This window comes from Paenibacillus sp. Y5S-9, from assembly GCF_036894235.1.
Lineage (GTDB): Bacteria > Bacillota > Bacilli > Paenibacillales > Paenibacillaceae > Paenibacillus.
The window spans coordinates 3,418,139-3,436,168 of sequence record NZ_CP145887.1; the positions used below are offsets into that span (position 1 = coordinate 3,418,139).

14 protein-coding genes are annotated in these 18,030 nt (G+C 42.9%); 12 read left to right on the plus strand and 2 right to left on the minus strand.

Annotated elements, in window-relative coordinates; translation table 11 throughout:
* The first annotated feature begins 149 nt into the window (after window positions 1–149).
* Genes V6669_RS15180 through V6669_RS15190 form a run of 3 tightly spaced genes read left to right on the plus strand, consistent with a single transcriptional unit; the run spans window position 150 to window position 2,104 of the window.
* A complete protein-coding gene (locus V6669_RS15180) occupies window positions 150–524 on the plus strand; it encodes a response regulator (protein WP_338594755.1) in 375 nt (124 codons plus the stop codon).
* On the plus strand, window positions 514–1,149 hold the full coding sequence (locus V6669_RS15185; RefSeq protein WP_074095083.1) for a chemotaxis protein CheC: 636 nt from the start codon (window positions 514–516) through the stop codon (window positions 1,147–1,149). The genes V6669_RS15180 and V6669_RS15185 overlap by 11 nt, the downstream gene beginning before the upstream one ends.
* Window positions 1,142–2,104 (plus strand): sensor domain-containing diguanylate cyclase, encoded by a 963-nt coding sequence (locus tag V6669_RS15190; RefSeq protein WP_338594756.1) that lies wholly within the window; start codon window positions 1,142–1,144, stop codon window positions 2,102–2,104. The genes V6669_RS15185 and V6669_RS15190 overlap by 8 nt, the downstream gene beginning before the upstream one ends.
* 527 nt (window positions 2,105–2,631) lie before the next feature.
* Here V6669_RS15190 and V6669_RS15195 read toward each other — a convergent pair.
* Window positions 2,632–2,976, minus strand: a complete 345-nt coding sequence (locus V6669_RS15195; RefSeq protein ID WP_074095086.1) for a helix-turn-helix domain-containing protein — start codon at window positions 2,974–2,976, stop codon at window positions 2,632–2,634.
* A 266-nt stretch (window positions 2,977–3,242) separates the two neighbouring features.
* On the opposite strand from V6669_RS15195, the gene V6669_RS15200 reads away from it, so the two are divergent.
* From V6669_RS15200 to V6669_RS15220, 5 genes are all read left to right on the plus strand, one after another.
* Entirely contained in the window at window positions 3,243–4,346 is a 1,104-nt protein-coding gene (locus tag V6669_RS15200) for a Gfo/Idh/MocA family oxidoreductase (protein ID WP_338594758.1), read from the plus strand.
* Window positions 4,347–4,453: 107 nt separating this feature from the next.
* A complete protein-coding gene (locus V6669_RS15205) occupies window positions 4,454–5,800 on the plus strand; it encodes an NtaA/DmoA family FMN-dependent monooxygenase (protein ID WP_338594759.1) in 1,347 nt (448 codons plus the stop codon).
* A 14-nt stretch (window positions 5,801–5,814) separates the two neighbouring features.
* Window positions 5,815–6,555, plus strand: a complete 741-nt coding sequence (gene nfsA / locus V6669_RS15210; protein ID WP_074095089.1) for an oxygen-insensitive NADPH nitroreductase — start codon at window positions 5,815–5,817, stop codon at window positions 6,553–6,555.
* Window positions 6,556–6,697: 142 nt separating this feature from the next.
* Complete coding sequence (locus tag V6669_RS15215) at window positions 6,698–7,123, plus strand: MarR family transcriptional regulator (protein ID WP_338594762.1); 426 nt, start codon at window positions 6,698–6,700, stop codon at window positions 7,121–7,123.
* Between the two features lie 287 nt (window positions 7,124–7,410).
* The gene (locus V6669_RS15220; protein ID WP_338594765.1) at window positions 7,411–9,726 is read left to right on the plus strand and encodes a glycoside hydrolase family 95 protein; all 2,316 of its coding nucleotides are present in this window, start codon (window positions 7,411–7,413) and stop codon (window positions 9,724–9,726) included.
* Window positions 9,727–9,811: 85 nt separating this feature from the next.
* Here the strand turns inward: V6669_RS15220 and V6669_RS15225 are convergent, their stop codons facing one another.
* Window positions 9,812–10,663, minus strand: a complete 852-nt coding sequence (locus tag V6669_RS15225; RefSeq protein WP_338594767.1) for an AraC family transcriptional regulator — start codon at window positions 10,661–10,663, stop codon at window positions 9,812–9,814.
* A 159-nt stretch (window positions 10,664–10,822) separates the two neighbouring features.
* Here V6669_RS15225 and V6669_RS15230 point away from each other — a divergent pair, with 159 nt between their 5' ends.
* From V6669_RS15230 to V6669_RS15245, 4 genes are all read left to right on the plus strand, one after another.
* Window positions 10,823–12,805: a hypothetical protein gene (locus V6669_RS15230; RefSeq protein ID WP_338594768.1), complete on the plus strand. Its 1,983-nt coding sequence runs from the start codon at window positions 10,823–10,825 to the stop codon at window positions 12,803–12,805.
* Between the two features lie 101 nt (window positions 12,806–12,906).
* Window positions 12,907–14,493, plus strand: a complete 1,587-nt coding sequence (locus V6669_RS15235; RefSeq protein WP_338594769.1) for a response regulator — start codon at window positions 12,907–12,909, stop codon at window positions 14,491–14,493.
* On the plus strand, window positions 14,475–16,211 hold the full coding sequence (locus tag V6669_RS15240) for a sensor histidine kinase (RefSeq protein ID WP_338594770.1): 1,737 nt from the start codon (window positions 14,475–14,477) through the stop codon (window positions 16,209–16,211). The genes V6669_RS15235 and V6669_RS15240 overlap by 19 nt, the downstream gene beginning before the upstream one ends.
* A gap of 121 nt (window positions 16,212–16,332) precedes the next feature.
* On the plus strand, window positions 16,333–17,994 hold the full coding sequence (locus V6669_RS15245) for an ABC transporter substrate-binding protein (RefSeq protein WP_338594771.1): 1,662 nt from the start codon (window positions 16,333–16,335) through the stop codon (window positions 17,992–17,994).
* The last annotated feature ends 36 nt before the right edge of the window (window positions 17,995–18,030 follow it).

Sequence of the window (18,030 nt, forward strand, 5' to 3'; positions counted from 1 at the left end):
ATTAAAGTTACTATAATTTATATTTACTTGATTCACCAGTCAGTATCTTTTCAGGGTGCCACTGCGCGCGAAAGCCCTATATCAAGAACTGTCCACAGCGCCTGACCATCCCGAGCTCTTACCATTTTATCAAGGAGACTGAAGAGAAAATGAAAGTATTAATTGTGGAAGACTCCATTTTCGTACAGAAATTACTTACAAAGCTGATTGTTGATCATATTCCAGAATGCGAGATTCAGATTGCTAACAATGGAGAGCAAGGATACAACCTATTCAAGGAATTTCAACCTGATTTTATAACCACCGACCTGCTGATGCCTGGTTTGAACGGACAAGAAATGCTTCGAATGATTCGAGAAACGGATAGCAAAGTCAAAATTATTATCTTATCTGCAGATATTCAGAAGACAACTAGGGATGAAGTTGAAATGCTGGGCATTTCTGGCTTCCTGAACAAACCGTTAACCGCAGAGAAGGCAACTACCATGATTCAACTGATTCAGGCGGCCTATCATGCTGAATGATTTACAGAAGGATTTGCTGACTGAACTTGTGAACGTTTACGTGGGACAAGCGGCTAACATGTTGTCAGAGATTGTAGACAAGCGTATCGTTTTGAATATTCCGGAAGTGGAACTAATCTCCATATCCGATGTTGATCCTGGAGATCGAAGATACAACATTTTCTTCAGTGAAGGTCACCTGTTTAGGTCATCCTTACAGTTTGGATACGAATTTCAGGGAAAAGCATTTCTGATGTTTCCTGTTGAGCAGGCTAAAGTATTGGCAAACATTTGTCTTGGAGAACTGGGTGAGAGCGTTATACCGAACGATCCGAACCTGATGGACACGGATTTGGACGTTTTGAAGGAAGTTAGCAATGTTCTGCTTAACGCCATTATTGGAGAATTCGGTAATTTCCTGGAGATGAAACTGGAATACGTCCTGCCTGATATTGAACTGATCTATGTCACCAATTCCGATCAACAAATATTGCTTCAGAATGAAGTTTATGTCCTGGTTTTACATACCTCATTTTTACTTGCCGATACGGATGTGACAGGTATCATTGTCATAGCATTAAGTATGAACTCCATATCGAGTCTGCTGGCCAAAATGGACGCTTTGTTGGAGGCGGACAATGGATAATCTCATTTCGCAAGCTTTGAACAAAGCCCATATGGGAATAATGATCGTGGACAGACATTTGAAAATTGTTGTGTGGAATGCCTGGTTGGAACGTTTTACTGGCAAAAATGCAGAAGAGGTAATAGGCTTGAATCTGCTTGAGGTCTGCCCGCGGTTTAAGTCGAACATGTATCTAAATATTTTGCAAAATGCGCTGTATCATGGACAGAGCAGATTTTGCTCAAGCGCTTTACATAAGGCATTCATTCTTCCTAATGACGGAGAGGATGGGCAACTATACAGACAAAATATGCATGTTGAACCACTCTATCATGAAGATCGCAGTTATGCCCTTATTCAGATTACTGACATGACAAACACAAACACCCGGGTATATAAACTTAAAAATCTGATTAAAGAATTGGAGACGGAGTACGCCAAAATCAAAATCTCCGAGAAAATCAGCAAACATTTGTCTTTGCATGATCCACTTACAGGTCTGCCTAATCGTCTTGCTTATAATGACCGTCTTGCCTGGGCTATCAGTCATGCTCAAAGAAACCATAATAAACTTGCCATTATGTTTGTGGATGCTGATGGGTTTAAACAAGTGAATGATACATATGGACACCATGTTGGCGATCAAGTGTTGCTGGAGATGGCAAAGCGATTAAGCGAAACGATTCCAAGTACGGACACAGTAGCACGGCTTGGCGGGGACGAATTCATCATTTTAAGCCACCTGAAAGATGATCACGATGCTGAAATTATCGCTAAAAGATTGGAAGCTGCATTCAGTACCCATTTCAAAATTGCCGGAAACTATATCAACCTTTCGATGAGTATTGGTATCAGCCTATTTCCCAAGCATGGACAGGAGCCTTCCGAACTTCTGAGACATGCGGATGGAGCCATGTACAAGATTAAAAAGAATGGCAAGAATGGTTACGGAATATATGAACCTGAAAATGCTTAAGAAAACTAAAAATGCCTTTTAATAAAGTTGCTACAATAGCAACTTTATTTGTGTACATAATTAACATAAGAAAAAATACGTTTTCTCCTATCAATAATATTTTTTTACATATGAAGATGAGAGAGTAGTTATTATGTAATGTAGTAATCAAATAGCCAGTGATACTTATAAAGGAGTGCGCAGATTGAACGAGATAGATGGTGCGATAGTCGCACTTTTGCTTTTCAGTTTCTATATTCTATTACTGTACGGAATGCCGATTATCATAATCATAGTGGGGTATTTCATATTTAAAGGTTACAAGAAGCGCAGGGGTGTGAAGACGAACGATAAGTCGGTTGCTCCTGATGGCCAGCAAGCTAGTATTAAACCATAGAGTTAATGTTGACACGACAACATTAAAGGGGACCAGAGTATGGCCCGATTGAGAGCCGCTTTATTAGCGGCTTTTTTGGTTTTTATTAAATAAGTAGAAGCCTGAAAGAGGCGATAGTCAGAACATAATGTGGAAGCCTAGTTTAAGTTGCTTAGCCGTATTCTTTGCCAAAGTCCTCCATCTTTTCAAGGATCGGTAGTAACTTCATTCCCTTGTCGGTTAACGAATACTCAACTCGCGGAGGAACTTCCGGATATACATCGCGTTGAATAACACCATCATTCTCTAACTCTTTAAGCTGCTTTGTAAGGGAGCCTTGAGACAGATCTCCAAGGAATTTTTTGATATCCGTATATCGACGTGTTTCGTCTTTTAGGTACCATAAGATAAAATATTTCCAACGCCCAGAAAGGACATTCTGAGTAAAAGCTATGGCGTACATGTCACTTTTTCCATCTATAAACTCTTGTTCAAATCCTTCATTGCAAACTCTCATTCATATCACTCCTGATCCAAAAGTACAAAAAGATGTACTATGTTCATTTAAATTGCCCTCTTTGCTAATAAAACAAATACATCTATGATGGTGTCAACACCAAAACAATTTTAGTTTACCTAAAGTATGAAAGAATAATTAATGTTATCTCGATTGAATAGTTAGCAAGCTAAATAAATATATCATAGAAATGAGTGACTGATAAGGGCTGGAAACAAACCGATATTCGATCATACTGTAAATTTTAACAAGGGAGATGTTTAACAATGAATAAAAAAATTCGTACAGGTATCATAGGAGCCTCAATTAATAACGGATGGGCGAGTGGCACACATATTCCAGCTATTGAGCACCTGGATGAGTTCGAGCTTACCGCAGTGGGAACAAGTAATATGCCAAGTGCAAAGAAGAGCGCAGAAGCTTTCTATGCAGATCACGGCTTTGATAATATGGAGGAGTTGGCTCAGCATCCTGATGTGGATATGGTCGTTGTCAGTATTAATGTCAAGGAACATTATAACGCCGTTAAAGCCGTCGTGCCTGCTGGCAAACCAATCTATTGTGAATGGCCACTGGGGTCGAATACAGAGGAAGCGCTTGAAATGCAGGAATGGATAGCATCCGCACAACTGCCAAATGCGATTGGATTACAGGCTAGACAAGCCCCGGCCGTTCAATATGTAAAAGATCTATTGGCAGAAGGTTATGTGGGTAAAGTGTTATCTGCCAACCTGAAGATCTCCATTGATGGCATGGGTGGCGTTGGTGACAAGTCGAGTGCGTACTTGTATGACCGGAAAGTTGGAGGGAACTTGCTGACCATTGTAGGGGGCCATAATCTGGATGCATTTACCTACATGCTTGGGGACTTTACAGAATTGTCTGCCACCACAGCTCAACAGTTTCCAGAAGTAGAATTGGTAGATATTCAGAAAGTCATCAAGAAAACAACGGATGATCAGATCATGATTACAGGAAAATTGACTAATGGGGCAGCAGCCAGTGTTCATATTCAAGGTGGAGTCAAACATCAGACAGGACTCACACTTGAAATTTTCGGAGACAACGGCACGATTGTGCTGAGCGCCCCTGCATCCATTCAATTCGGATCACATCAATTACGCGGTGCAGGATCTACGGACAACGAGCTTCGTGAACTAACCATTCCCGATGCCTATTACTCGGCTCCACATTCTCTATATAACGACTCCGGAATTGTTCTGAACATGGCTCAGGCTTATCGTAAGTTTGCGAAAGATATTCAAGAAGGCACTACCTTAGCACCTACTTTCGCGGATGCGGTGAAACTTCATCAGTTACTGGATGCCGTCGAGAAATCAGCCCAGACCGGTGAACGTCAATATCTATAACCCACGGAATAAAATTGATCATAAATATATTTAGCAAGCTAAATTTATTCACACTATAGAAAGGTCACACATATCTGTGCCTGTCCAGAACGAAGGAGAAAATCGTTATGAAAAAAAGAAGTGAAATGCAACTGGCTTTACAGATGGTGTCGGGTTATGGAGCCGAATTTAGCGCATGGAGAATGCCTGGCACGGATCCTGCAGCTTACACCAATATGGATAGTTATGTAGAACGGGCTAAATTAGCTGAACAAGGAAAATTTCAAATGATTTTCATCGCTGACACTCCAGGATTATCCAACAATTTAGGCCCACAGACGCCTATGTCCCCTATGGACCCCATGTTGGCACTGATGGCAGTAGCAAGAGAGACACAACACATCGGGCTTGTTGCTACCCTCTCTACAACATTTAATTATCCTTACAACATTGCACGCCAGTTCAAAGCACTGGATGTTATCAGTCATGGACGTGTGGGATGGAATGCGGTTACCACATCCGACCCCCTAGCGGCGGCTAATTTCGGTGCCCGGGTTGAAAATCGCCAAGAACGCTATGACAAGGCACATCAAAGCATACAAATTGTTCAGGCCTTGTGGGGGAGTTGGGAACCAGACGCTTGGACGTTAGATGTAGAAGGAGGGGAATTTGCTGATATGGACAAAATCCAGCCTATAAACCTTCAGGGTCAATATTATGCATCTCGTGGTCCTTTGCCCATTCCGCCCTCTGAGCAAGGGCAGCCAGTTATTTTCCAGGCAGGAGGAGGAGGTGAAGGATTAGAATTAGCTGGGAAATATGCTTCGGGAGTGTATGCCAATCCTTATGATATTACGTCTGCCCGTGAACAAAGACAAGCCATAAGGCAAAGTGCTGCACGTTTCGGTCGAAACCCCGATGATATCAAAATGTTTGCAGGTTTTATGTTTTCTCTGGCTTCAACGGAGGAAGAAGCTTTGGATCGTCGGAAACAGCTTATGAGCTTTAATCCCCAGGAAATCCCCAGCAGGGTAAGTTACCTCGGCTCCATGGTTGGTTTACCCTTATCGGTAAACTCCGTAGATATAGATCAACCTTTAGCGGCAGACTTATTGAAAAATGCATATGCCAACCCCATGGACCCACGTTCTCCGAGAGCCTTAAAGTTATTAAAAGAAGGACTCTCTGTAAGGGATGTTCTCGCTCACGGGGTCATCAATTATCATCCGGTCGTTGCGGGCACCCCGACACAGGTTGCTGACTTCTTGGAAGAATGGTTTTTGGCTGAAGCATGTGACGGATTCTCAGTCGTGCCCGATGTATCTTTTGATGGGGTTGCAGATTTTGTGAATCAGGTAGTACCTATCTTGCAGGAACGCGGTTTGTTCCATAAGGAATATGAAGGAAAAACACTACGCGAGAATATGGGCGTTCCTTACGAATACGGATTGCAGGAACATGGAATCAACGAATAAAGGAGAGCTTTTTAATGAATAACACACTCGAATTGCTTCATAACCATACATCGTTTCGTTCTTACACATCTCAACCCCTAACTGAGGAACAAATAGATGCAATATTTCAGGCAGCAAATCAAACTTCATCGTTCAGTCTTCTGCAGGCGGTATCCATTATTCGCATCACAGATCCAGTTCTTCGAAAAAAAGTCAGACATCTCTGTGTCGATCAACCCTATATTGAAGAAGCGGCAGAATTCTGGGTCTTCTGTGCAGATTTCAACCGAAATCATGAAATCGCTCCGGATGTGGATATTGAATATATTGAATTTCTGTTGATTGGTTCATTCGATGCCGGCCTGATGGCACAAAATGCGTTAACCGCGGCTGAATCGATGGGACTTGGCGGAGTGTTCATTGGTGGGGTCAGAGCCAATATAAGCGAACTATCTGACGTATTGAATTTACCTAAATATGTTATCCCTCTGGTGGGATTATGTATCGGTAATCCAGCTGGAGATAAGCCGGAACTGAAACCTCGGCTCCCTCAATCCATGGTATTGCTTGATAATCAATACCAACCAATGGATCAAGAGAAATTAGCAATCTATGATGAGACCATGCTGAAGTATTATGAAAATCGTCCGACGAGAGCTCCTTTCACCGTAAAAAAAGTAAAAGGATGGAGTGACCATATCCAGGATCACCTTGAGAGAAGTATTCAACCGCAAATGATGGCCTACTTGAACAAGCAAGGTTTTGCCAAAAAATAAGCTTTACGATAAATCCAATCTTTGTTGTGGAACTTGGTTAGGAAAGGCCCTTATAACGATACTAAGGCGAATTGACACCTATATAATGACATGATACATTTAGTCTGCTAAATATAATTCGGATGTTAGGGAGGGATCGTTCATGACAGATACAGTAGATTGTGATATTCGACAGTCTTTAGATCGAATTTCCTCCCAAATGCGTCGAAATTATAGTGAATCTCTTCGGGAACTTAATCTCTATGTAGGACAAGATAATTTGTTGTATCGGCTGTGGTTGGGTGATGGGGTAACACAGATGCAACTAAGTGAACATATGAAATGCGAACCACCAACGGTTACAAACATGGTCAAATCACTGGAACAGAACGGATTTATATATCGCAAACGTGATGTACAGGATGCAAGGATCATGCGTATCTTTCTAACCGATAAGGGCAAAGAATTAGAAAAACCGGTTGAGTATAAATGGAGAGAGCAGCAAGAGAAACTACTTCAATCCATTTCTTCGGAAGATCGGCTGATATTGAGACAATTCATGCAACAAATGGAGCGAAATATTTTATAACTTATGCCAAGCTTCACGTAAGCTAAATGAAATAAACGAAGCAGAGCCGCTATTATAGCGGCTTTTTTTATTGCCAATAGATATGCTTGCTTGCCCAGAACAAGAATTTGTTCTGTCAGTTTCGGAATTTACGATTACACCTCTAATGCTGGGATAAGATTGTGATAATTCAAGTTAATTTTGTTCATTTAGATGCTTAAGAGATTACAGTACACTGAAATAACATACAAACGGAACACACTAAACATGAAAAATGTGAGGAATTATAATTCGTTGGAGGTTTTAACGTGAAGACCAAAAATATCTGGTTTAATCAACCTGCTGGAACATGGGAAGAGGCATTGCCTATCGGAAATGGAACTCTTGGAGGCATGATTTTTGGGAAAACACAGATCGAGAGAATCCAGCTTAATGAAGATAGTCTGTGGTATGGTGGACCGATGCAGCGGAATAATCCTCAAGCACTTGAATCTTTATCTCAGATCAGAAGCCTGATTTTTGACGGTAAGATTAGGGAAGCAGAAGAACTCGCAACAGATACGCTGGTGGGTGTTCCTGACGGACAAAGGCATTATGAGCCATTAGGAGACTTCTATATCGCTATGGATCACAGTGAACATGAACCAAATGAATATCAAAGACATCTGGATCTGGAACATGGCAAGGTAAACGTGAATTATACCGCAGATCAATCCATGTACAGCCGTGATTATTTTGCTAGCTACCCGGATCAAGTGCTCGTTGTTCATCTCAAATCTAGCGTGCCTGGAAAGTTATCTTTCTCCACTATTTTTGGCAGGGGAACCGTTCTGAAATCAACATCCTATTCAGATATTCTTAAGCATCCTGTTGGTTTCCAATCCTATCTGGACCGGATTGAGAGGCGTGGAACGAATAACTTGATCATCCGGGGAAGAAGTGGGGGAGAAGAAGGAATCCGATTTTGTTGTGCGATTCGCCTAATATCTGAAGGAGGGCAGGTTCATTATTCAAGCGGTCAGCTTTCTCTGAAGGATGGTAATTCAGCGACTATTCTAATCACGGCTTGCACGGATTTCCGAGTACCCAAGGAACAACTCGAAGTGGAGTGCCTCCGCAGAATTGAGGCCGCTTCAACAAAACCATATAGCGAACTGCTCGCCAATCATGTCTCGGACTATCAATCCTTATTCGAAAAGATGGATTTACATCTCGAAGATGAAAATAAAGATGTGATATGTTCCGAACTTCCAATCGATCAGCGCCTTGAACGGCTTAGAGCTGGTAAGCATGATCCGGAACTGATGAGTCTATACTTTCAATTTGGTCGTTATCTGCTTATCTCAAGCAGTCGTCCAGGTTCTTTACCGGCAAACCTTCAAGGGATCTGGAATAAAGATATGCTTCCTGTATGGGATAGCAAATATACGATTAATATTAATACACAGATGAACTACTGGCCTGCAGAAAGCTGCAATCTGTCTGAATGTCACGTTCCAGTGTTTGATTTTATAGATCGACTGCAAGTCCGGGGAAAGGAAACCGCTAGAACCATGTACGGATGCAAGGGGTTTGTTGCTCATCACAATTCGGATATCTGGGCAGACGCTGCTCCGCAGGATGTATGCATGACATCGACGTTTTGGACTATGGGAGGAGCATGGCTTTCATTACATCTGTGGGACCACTACGAATACAATAAGGACTTTCAGTTTCTCAAAAAAGTTTACTCCACGATGAAAGATGCGGCTATGTTTATTTTGGATTATCTAATAGAGGATCCTTCCGGCAATTGGGTGATATGTCCTTCGTCTTCACCGGAAAATCGTTATATATTAGATAATGGAGAGTCGGGGGCTTTATGTTTTGGTGCTTCAATGGACAATCAGATCATTAGAGAACTCTTCACGCGTTGCATTGAAAGTACCCGGATCTTGCAAGAAGATCAGGAATTCGGAGAAGTACTGCGTAGTGCTTTAACCAAAATACCGGAGACCTCCATTGGCAAACATGGCCAGATCCAAGAGTGGAGTAACGATTATGATGAATTGGAACCTGGACACAGACATATTTCCCATTTATTCGCTTTGCATCCTGGAACACAAATTACGTTGCAATCAACGCCTGACCTTGCCAAGGCAGCTCGTGTAACACTCGACAGAAGACTGGAACACGGTGGCGGACACACAGGATGGAGCAGGGCGTGGATTATCAACATGTGGGCACGATTAGAGGAGTCGGAACTTGCACACGATAACATCGTGGAACTTCTACGTTCCTCCACGTTACCCAATCTGTTTTGTGACCATCCTCCATTTCAAATTGATGGGAACTTTGGAGGAACTGCCGGGATAGCAGAGATGCTTCTCCAGAGTCATAACGAAGTAATCAGATTGTTACCTGCTTTGCCGGCAGCGTGGCCAAAAGGATATATTCGTGGTATTCGGGCTCGTGGCGGATTTGAAATAGATCTGGAATGGGAAAATGGTCGTCTGTTCAATACCAGAATTCGCTCTATTGCAGAATCAAGAGTAACCGTATCCTATCAGGACCAAAAGATAGAATTAACCTTTCCTGGCCCAAATGCTATGGTTGAATTGAAAGGATACGACTGGAATAATTAATAAGAAGTTACCGATTACCTGAGCGAATACCGGCTGATAAAATTGCCGGGCGAATTCGCTCTTTTTTTTTTGCTCAATGAAATGTTTAAAGAAGACTTCCATATTTAACAAATTTGCCAGGTGAAGTGCCGACCTGTTTGGTGAAGCTGCGAATAAAATTGGCATAATCTCCAAAACCGGATTGATAACAGGCCTCTGTAATACTTAAACCTTCGATTAAATAAGATTTCGACAGCTCTATACGGCGACTAAGAATGTATGCTCGAATCGTGAGTCCTGTATGCTTTTTGAATTGTCGACTAATATAGCTGCTATTCGTGAACATAGCCTCTGACAATTGTTCGAGCGTCAGTTGCCTCGTCAGATTACATTCAATGTAATCCATCGTGTTTCGAACTAGTTCAGGCATAATATCCGTTGCAACAAAATCCGTATTTTGAAAAGTTAGATTCGTTAGAAGGAGTAACTGTGTAATCAAAATATTCCCTAGAATATCCGCTCCATAGTCACTTGATGAGAGACACTGTTCAAGTTCGCCAGCTAATTGCAGCACTCGTTGAAGTTTGTCCTCTTCAAGATGTACGATATTTCCCTTACCCTTGGGACGGTAGTCAAAACATGCGGATAAGTTGGTCGTTGATGTAGACAAGCGGTTCAGATATGACTTTTTCAGATTTATGGTAATTCTCTCATATTCGTTTTTGTCCAAGGCAAAGGAACGGTGCATCTCCTCCGGGCTAAGAACGAGCAGATCGCCACGTTGCAAATGGTAACACCGGTTCTCAATATAGAAGTTAACATTGCCACGAAGAAATAAGTAGAGTTCATATGCATTATGTCGATGATAAAACGTTCCCATATTATACGTGGTGGTGCGATGAAGATACAACAGCTCATTCTGGATTGGATCAAACAGGTATTCTGAAGTCTCATTCATATCAGATATATGACCTCCTTGTCGTTTCGCGCAATAAATATAGCCGTTTGTGCAATGAAATTGCAGACGTGAACCTATAAAATGTAACCATCCTAGCATGATGGATACATAATTGCAAGCGTTTACACTCAAGTGTGTACAACGCGATTGGAGGAAAAAATGGATCTGATTTTCACGGCACGAAGTAGAGGGCAGGACAACGTAGAGTACACGGCATTGGACAAGCATGCTCTCAAAGCTGACGTAAAAGTAATAAGTGGAAACGGTAGTGCAGAAGCTCCATGGCAAGCCGACATTCAGATTTACAACGAGGGCCAGAATGCCTGGACAGGGGTTATTCATGTGGAAATGCCGTTGGATAAACAGAATCCGAGGTTTTTTTTGCCTGCATTTATGTATGGTCGCAACCGGGGCGAAGCACCCCAGAATGTCCCAAATGAGTTCCCCAGACTAAGGGAGGGCAGTCCCTCTCGCCCTTCATCACCCTGGTGGATGGTCCGAAGCGATCGTCTGTCTCATCCAGCTGCACTTATCTATGATGAAGGTCGGATTGTTGGTCTAAGCGCAAGTCCCTACTGGATCAAAACAGGAAACCAGAAGCAGCAATGGTATCCAGGAATGGAAGGAACGTTCGTGCAATATGGGGGATTCACATGTTCTATTGAGAAGGGTACGGTCGGATATACGCTGGGATATGAGAATGCTCCGTTGTTATTTATCAAATCCAGACTTGTCCATGAGCGAGCTGTCCTTGGAGAAAACTGTTTTGAACTTGCGGCAGGTGAATCGGTTGGGCTCACACTTGAACTATATAACTACGAGTCTGAATCAGAACTGGGTATCAATCCTGCACTGGAAACAATCTATAGGAGGTATCACGAAAAACCAAGAGAAGGAAGTGACATTCAGACAACGGTAACGGATTTGTCCAATGCCATCTATGAATATGCCTGGCTTCCGGAGGATCGTCATTACTCCACATTTGTATATGAAGATGCTGCTGAAACTGGTGGCTACCGATACAACAAAATTATCTCAATCAGTTGGACAAATGGTATGACCATAGCTGCACCAATGCTTATGGCCGCACTGCGCCTGAATAATGAGCCCATGCGACAGCAGGCGTTATCCTGTATTACCAATATTATCGAGAATGCCATGAATCCCGAATCCGGACTTCCATACGATGCCTATCAGGATGGGATATGGAGTGTTAAAGGCTGGTGGTTCGACGGCATGCGTACCCCAGGACATTCCTCTTATCTTGTAGCTCAAGCGATGTTCTACATTCTGAAAAGCTACGATTATGAGAAGCGTATTCGAAATGTGAGACACGATGATTGGCTGGATTACGTCAAGCAAGTGCTTGATCGTCTGGAGTGCACAAAGAATACGGATGGAGAATATCCCACCATTTTGTCAGAGCGGACAGGAGCAGGTCTTGAATATGATGCCTTTAGTGGGGTCTGGTGTCTTGCTGCCAAGGCATATTACTGTTGGTTAACCCATAATGAATCTTCTCTGGAAGAGCTCAGACGAAGTGAAGCCCACTATTACAACACCTATGTTCAACACATGGAATGTTACGGCGCTCCGTTGGATGCGGATAAAGCTGTTGATTCGGAAGGTATTCTGGCTTACATCAAAGCTGTTCGGTTTCTACACGCGTTGACCGGTGACGAGCTGTTTCTAGATCACATGAGAGATGCAATCAGCTATGAATTCAGCTTCAAATTTTGTTACAACTCACCTGTTAAGATTCCGCCACTCAGTACATTAGGCTGGTCCAGTTCCGGGGGAAGTGTTACTTCAGTAGCAAATCCGCATATTCACCCCATGTCCAGCAATCTAGTAGATGAGTTGTTGTATTATGTCGGACAACGGGAAGACAATTATGTTCTCCAACGTATGATGGATACCATCGGATGGGGTTGTCAGACCTATAATCGTTATGATCAAGAATTCGGCTATGGCAAAAAAGGATGGATGTCTGAACGCTTCTGTCATTCGGAAGGACTGGTCACTGAAAAATATGCGGATGGTACGCCAGCCAGCACCTGGTTTTGCCTGATGCCATGGGCTAGTGGATCGATTATTGAAGGCCTCGTTGGCGACTATTGGGATTATGCACGACATGAATGAATTTATTTTGCAATAACTACAACAGTCACCATATTAGATGCCGTCGATAGGGAGACATGCTACCGGCGGTTTATTTTCGTTGGAGGAAAGGGGACACACGGATGTTAAAAGTATTATTGGTAGATGACGAGATGTATGTACGAAAGGGGCTGTATGAACTCATAAATTGGATAGATCTTAATATGGAGATTATCGGAGAGGCAGAGAACGGTGCAGAGGCATTAAATCTGATTGAATGTCTGCTACCAGATGTGATTATTACAGATATCCGCATGCCAATTCTGGATGGACTGGAACTGATACGTGCCGTAGAAAAAATGCCACATCTGGAACCTGTGTTCATTATCATCAGTGGTTATCATGACTTCAAATATGCTCAGCAGGCAATCCGGTACGGCGTTCATGACTATATCCTAAAGCCTATTGATGATGAAGAACTGACGGCGACGTTGAAGAAGTCGGCTAATCTGATTTGCAATAAAAGAAAACATATTCTTTTGGCTGAGGGACAGGCCAGTACCATCATGCTGGAGGATGTGATCAAAGGCCATGTACAGAAGGAAGATGAACATCGATATTTCGAGATGCTCGGGATCAATCGTAGCTGCAGTCTGCTCATGACTTTGATCGAACTTCAGACCGGATTAGATGAAATCAAAATCACCATTGAACAGCTACGAGAAGCAGTACATTCTCTGGAGAGTAATTTATGCAAAATGTTCATCAGTGAGCAACACCGCGGCACGCTTGCTTTATTACTGTTGTGGCCTGATCATCATCAAGGGGGCTCGGCGTTACAGGATAAACTGCATAATATTCATATAACACTGAGCAAAAGGTTTAACCTGGATATCGGTCTTTATGCAGGAACACTCGTCAAAGAAATTGGTGATGTCCCACAATCCCTTATGGCGGCTGAAGAAGCAGCCAAGCATAAATATGCTGAAACTGGTGGTGTCGTACGTTATACGGAGATCAAAGGCAAACCGCTGTTTGTTTTCAATGTGTACCAAGACGAGGTGGATCAATTAATCTTGAGCCTGGAAGAGGGGAATAGGTCAGCTTACCACAAGATTGTAGAAGAGAAATTCAAACTGTTTCATATGAATCGATTTTCTCCTCAAGCTGTATCGGGTTCTCTTTTGCGTTGTATAACGGGTATTCTCGCTGTGGTCCACGAAATGGGTGGGAATGATGAAGGGTTGCAGCAGCTAAAGGAGTTGGCACAACAAAGTCATGAAGGTTGGAATTTACGACTATTGAAGAATGCTTTTCTCATCGCGCTGGAGGAAGCCGAGGAATATGTCTCTCATTTGCGGATGGAGCAATCCAAAGGGGATATCAGCAAGATCAAACGATATATTGATGCAAATTATACCGAGAACATCAATCTCAAAAGCATTGCTGCGCTCTTCTACATGAATCCCGTTTATCTAGGGCGATTATTCCGCAAAAGCTACAATCAATACTTCAATGACTATCTGCTGAACCTGCGGATTCATGAGGCGAAGAAGTTACTGCGCCAGACGGATCTGAGAATGTACGAGGTTGCTGCACGCGTAGGATTTCAGAATGCGGATTATTTTGTAACCCAGTTTGAGAAACTTGTTAAGTTATCTCCTACAGAGTATCGCAATCTCCTTATGGGAAATGAGCAGCGAGGTGCCCAATGCCAAGATGGAACCTGAACTACATGAAGCTTCGAGATAAACTATTGCTGATGTATGTCCTGTCCGTGTTTATTCCCATCGTTGTTACCAATGTGGTGTTCTACAATGTCACATCCGCCAATATTCGCAGTCAGAAAACTCGTGATGCCGGCATGGCCTTGAACAATCTGAAGAACGACCTGCGGGTAACCATTGATCAGGGCGTCGGCCTCTCTTATTCGTTATATACTGACCCTGTATTCAATGACACCATCTCCCGTTCATTTCAAAGTCATTTTGAGTACATTGACGCTTATAATTCCTATCTAAAAGGGCAATTCTCTGGTCAATTGAATCAGGGAATTCGCTGGTATCAAGTGTATACCGATAATTCTACCATTCTATCTTCCGGTTATATTGATCGTTTAACTGACGTGGTCCGAAGCTCTAACTGGTACGTTCAATTTCAGGCATACACCGCCCCTTATCCAGCACTGATCTCATCGGATCAGATGTTAAGTCTGGTTCAACGGCTCGACAATCTGGACACAGGGGGGAGAGAGCAGTTACTTAAAATTGACCTGAATATGGATATGATCAAGCAGTATTTTCACAACAGCGGATTTGATGGAAAAGTGTATCTTCTTGATCCGGGGGGACACATCCAATTTTCAAATGATCCTACAGCAGAAGCTCAGATAGGGAAACGTTACAGCGAGATCCAGTTTCCGAACAAAATGATTCCCTTTGAACTTACGTATACAGGCATTAACTATCTGGAAGGGTGGTCCCTGCAAGGAGTGATGGATGAAGAAATTGTGTTGAAGGAGGTGCGAAAGTCCCGTTCCTTCGTAGTATGGCTGGCTTGCATTAATTTTGTCCTGCCTTCTATTATCATCGCGGCTATGTCCAGATCCATCCATGTCAGGCTGGTGCGTATTCTGAAACATATGAAAAAAGTAAAAACACAGAATTTCCAGACGATTCCGCCTGAAGATGCAAGAGATGAAATAGGTCAACTCACGATGGAATTTAATCGAATGACCGAGACGATCCATAATCTGATTCATGAGGTATATCTCGCCGACATCCAAAAGAAAGACCTGGAGTTAAAGCAGCAGCAAGCACAACTTCATGCGCTCCATAGTCAGATCAACCCACATTTTTTGTTTAATACGCTGGAGTCGGTACGTATGCGGAGCCTCATCAAAGGTGAGAAAGAGACTGCCAAAATCGTGCATAACATGGCCAAGATGTTTCGCAAGTCGATTAGTTGGAATCAGAATGATGTGACAGTGAAGGAAGAATTGGAACTCATCGAGAGTTTTTTGCAAATTCAGAAATACCGCTTTGGAGAAAAACTCCAATACAATATTGAGGCAGATCCTGCGGTACTGATGTACCGAATCCCCAAGATGGTTATCCTTCCCTTTGTTGAGAATGCAAGTATTCATGGAATTGAGTCATCTCCGGGTGTAGGCATCATTCAACTCTTCGTTTCAATGGAAAATGACCTGCTCCATATCAGACTAACGGATAACGGTATAGGGATGTCACAAGCAAAATTGGAAGAGTTGTTAAGTTACCTGGATCAAAACGCCGATATGGGAGAGCATGTTGGCATGAAAAATGCGTATAGTCGCTTAAAACTTTGTTATAAGAATCAGTTTTCATTCGACATCCAGACATGGGAAGGAGAAGGAACGCGTATCCAAATTAAGCTTCCACTTGATCCATCAGCCATGCCAGATGACTAATTACGAGGGATATACTTTTCAAAGTAGGAGGTACACTTTCATGGGTAACTTTGAAAGCGCTATCTTGATATATTGAGAAGGCTTAAAGACACAAACAATACTTTAAGGGGGCATTTGCTACATGTTTAGAAAAAAAAACATGATAACAGGTCTGGCCATTTTATTGGCTGTAACCCTGGCAGGTTGTAATAAAGCCAGCCCGGAAGCCTCTTATCCTGACAGTAATGACAACACCCCGGTCACCTTTAAATATTTTACGTTTGGCGGTGGCAAGAAGGACATTCTGGCAAGCAGCACGACCATTGGCAAGAAGCTACAGGAACAAACAGGTGTTGACTGGAAGATGGAATATCTGGTCGGCGACGGTGCAACCAAGGCAGGTGTAATGATTGCGAGTGGGGATTACCCCGACATCATCGACTCCAGTGGTGAAATGGCCAAATTGATGGATGCAGGATCTTTTATCCCGCTGGATGAACTGATCGATCAATACGGGCCTAACATCAAGCGGGTATACGGGCCTTATATGGACAAATTCAGACAGGAGGATGGAAAGATATATTTCTTGCCATACACTGCCAACATCGGTTATGTGTCAGAGCCTAACTTCCAGACCGGCTTTTATATTCAGCGTGCTGTGTTAAAAGAGTTCAACTATCCCAAGATCAAAACGCTGGACGAATATTTTGACTTGATTGAGCAATACAAGCAAAAGCATCCGCAGATCGATGGAAAAGAAACCATCGGCTTCGCCACACTTGCAGGTGAATCGGGCAGCTTCTTCACCCTGCTAAATCCGGCCATGCATCTGGCAGGTTATCCAAACGATGGTAGTGTGATGGTGGATATGCAGAGCCATGAAGCCAAACTGGTAGCCGGATCTGATTATCAGAAACAATGGATTCAGAAGCTGAGCGAGGTTAACGCACAGGGGATGTTTGATCCCGAATCCTTCACAATGAATCAGGATCAGTATCTCGCCAAGTTGACGTCCGGTCGGGTGCTGGGATATTTCAGTTACTCCTGGCAGGTTGGAGACGCAACGAACAATCTCAAGAAGGCTGGTATTGACGATAAACGATACGTATCTCTACCGATCGTATTTGATGACAGTGTCAAAGACCAGTATGTGGACCCGCCAGGTTTTGTGAATAACTACGGTGTGGGAATTACCGTAAATGCCAAAGATCCCGTGCGAATTATTAAATATTTTGATAATTTACTCAAGGAAGAAAACCAGATTCTGGTTCAATGGGGTGTTGAGGACGAGACGTATAGTGTGAATGATGAGGGCCGCTTTTACTTTAAAAATGAAGACCAACGCAAGGCACATGAAGATCCGGAATTAAGTCGTAAGTTCGGCTTTGACTATTTTAATTACAGCTGGCCTCGTTACGGCAATAACTCCGTGCTGGAGGATGGCAACGCCTATGGACCGGGCAACCAACCAGAAGTGGCTACCTTTAGTTACACGGACGGTGACAAGCTGTTGTTAGAGAAATACGGTGTGGAGACATTCACAGAACTATTCAGCACACCGGATGAGCGTCCTTGGTCTCCTGCTTGGTCTATTGCACTGGAGCAGGGCTCACCGGAACAGATTTTCATCACCAAAGCAGAAGATCTCCAGAAGAAATATTTACCCAAAATGATTATGGATTCGCCTTCCACTTTCGAGAACACATGGAATGAATATATGAGTCAATTGAATCAACTCGACAAGAAAACATACGAAGCTACGATAACACAGGCAGTTAAGGATCGTGTAGCTGGCAAATGGTGAGTGTAATCCATAAGAGAAAACACGGAACGGGGGAAT

Excerpts from the sequence above, each read along its gene's own strand:
- V6669_RS15180 (WP_338594755.1), top strand. The coding sequence starts at position 150 with ATGAAAGTATTAATTGTGGAAGACTCCATTTTCGTACAGAAATTACTT.
- V6669_RS15185 (WP_074095083.1), top strand. The coding sequence starts at position 514 with ATGCTGAATGATTTACAGAAGGATTTGCTGACTGAACTTGTGAACGTT.
- V6669_RS15190 (WP_338594756.1), top strand. The coding sequence starts at position 1,142 with ATGGATAATCTCATTTCGCAAGCTTTGAACAAAGCCCATATGGGAATA.
- V6669_RS15195 (WP_074095086.1), bottom strand. The coding sequence starts at position 2,976 with ATGAGAGTTTGCAATGAAGGATTTGAACAAGAGTTTATAGATGGAAAA.
- V6669_RS15200 (WP_338594758.1), top strand. The coding sequence starts at position 3,243 with ATGAATAAAAAAATTCGTACAGGTATCATAGGAGCCTCAATTAATAAC.
- V6669_RS15205 (WP_338594759.1), top strand. The coding sequence starts at position 4,454 with ATGAAAAAAAGAAGTGAAATGCAACTGGCTTTACAGATGGTGTCGGGT.
- nfsA (WP_074095089.1), top strand. The coding sequence starts at position 5,815 with ATGAATAACACACTCGAATTGCTTCATAACCATACATCGTTTCGTTCT.
- V6669_RS15215 (WP_338594762.1), top strand. The coding sequence starts at position 6,698 with ATGACAGATACAGTAGATTGTGATATTCGACAGTCTTTAGATCGAATT.
- V6669_RS15225 (WP_338594767.1), bottom strand. The coding sequence starts at position 10,663 with ATGAATGAGACTTCAGAATACCTGTTTGATCCAATCCAGAATGAGCTG.
- V6669_RS15230 (WP_338594768.1), top strand. The coding sequence starts at position 10,823 with ATGGATCTGATTTTCACGGCACGAAGTAGAGGGCAGGACAACGTAGAG.
- V6669_RS15235 (WP_338594769.1), top strand. The coding sequence starts at position 12,907 with ATGTTAAAAGTATTATTGGTAGATGACGAGATGTATGTACGAAAGGGG.
- V6669_RS15240 (WP_338594770.1), top strand. The coding sequence starts at position 14,475 with ATGCCAAGATGGAACCTGAACTACATGAAGCTTCGAGATAAACTATTG.
- V6669_RS15245 (WP_338594771.1), top strand. The coding sequence starts at position 16,333 with ATGTTTAGAAAAAAAAACATGATAACAGGTCTGGCCATTTTATTGGCT.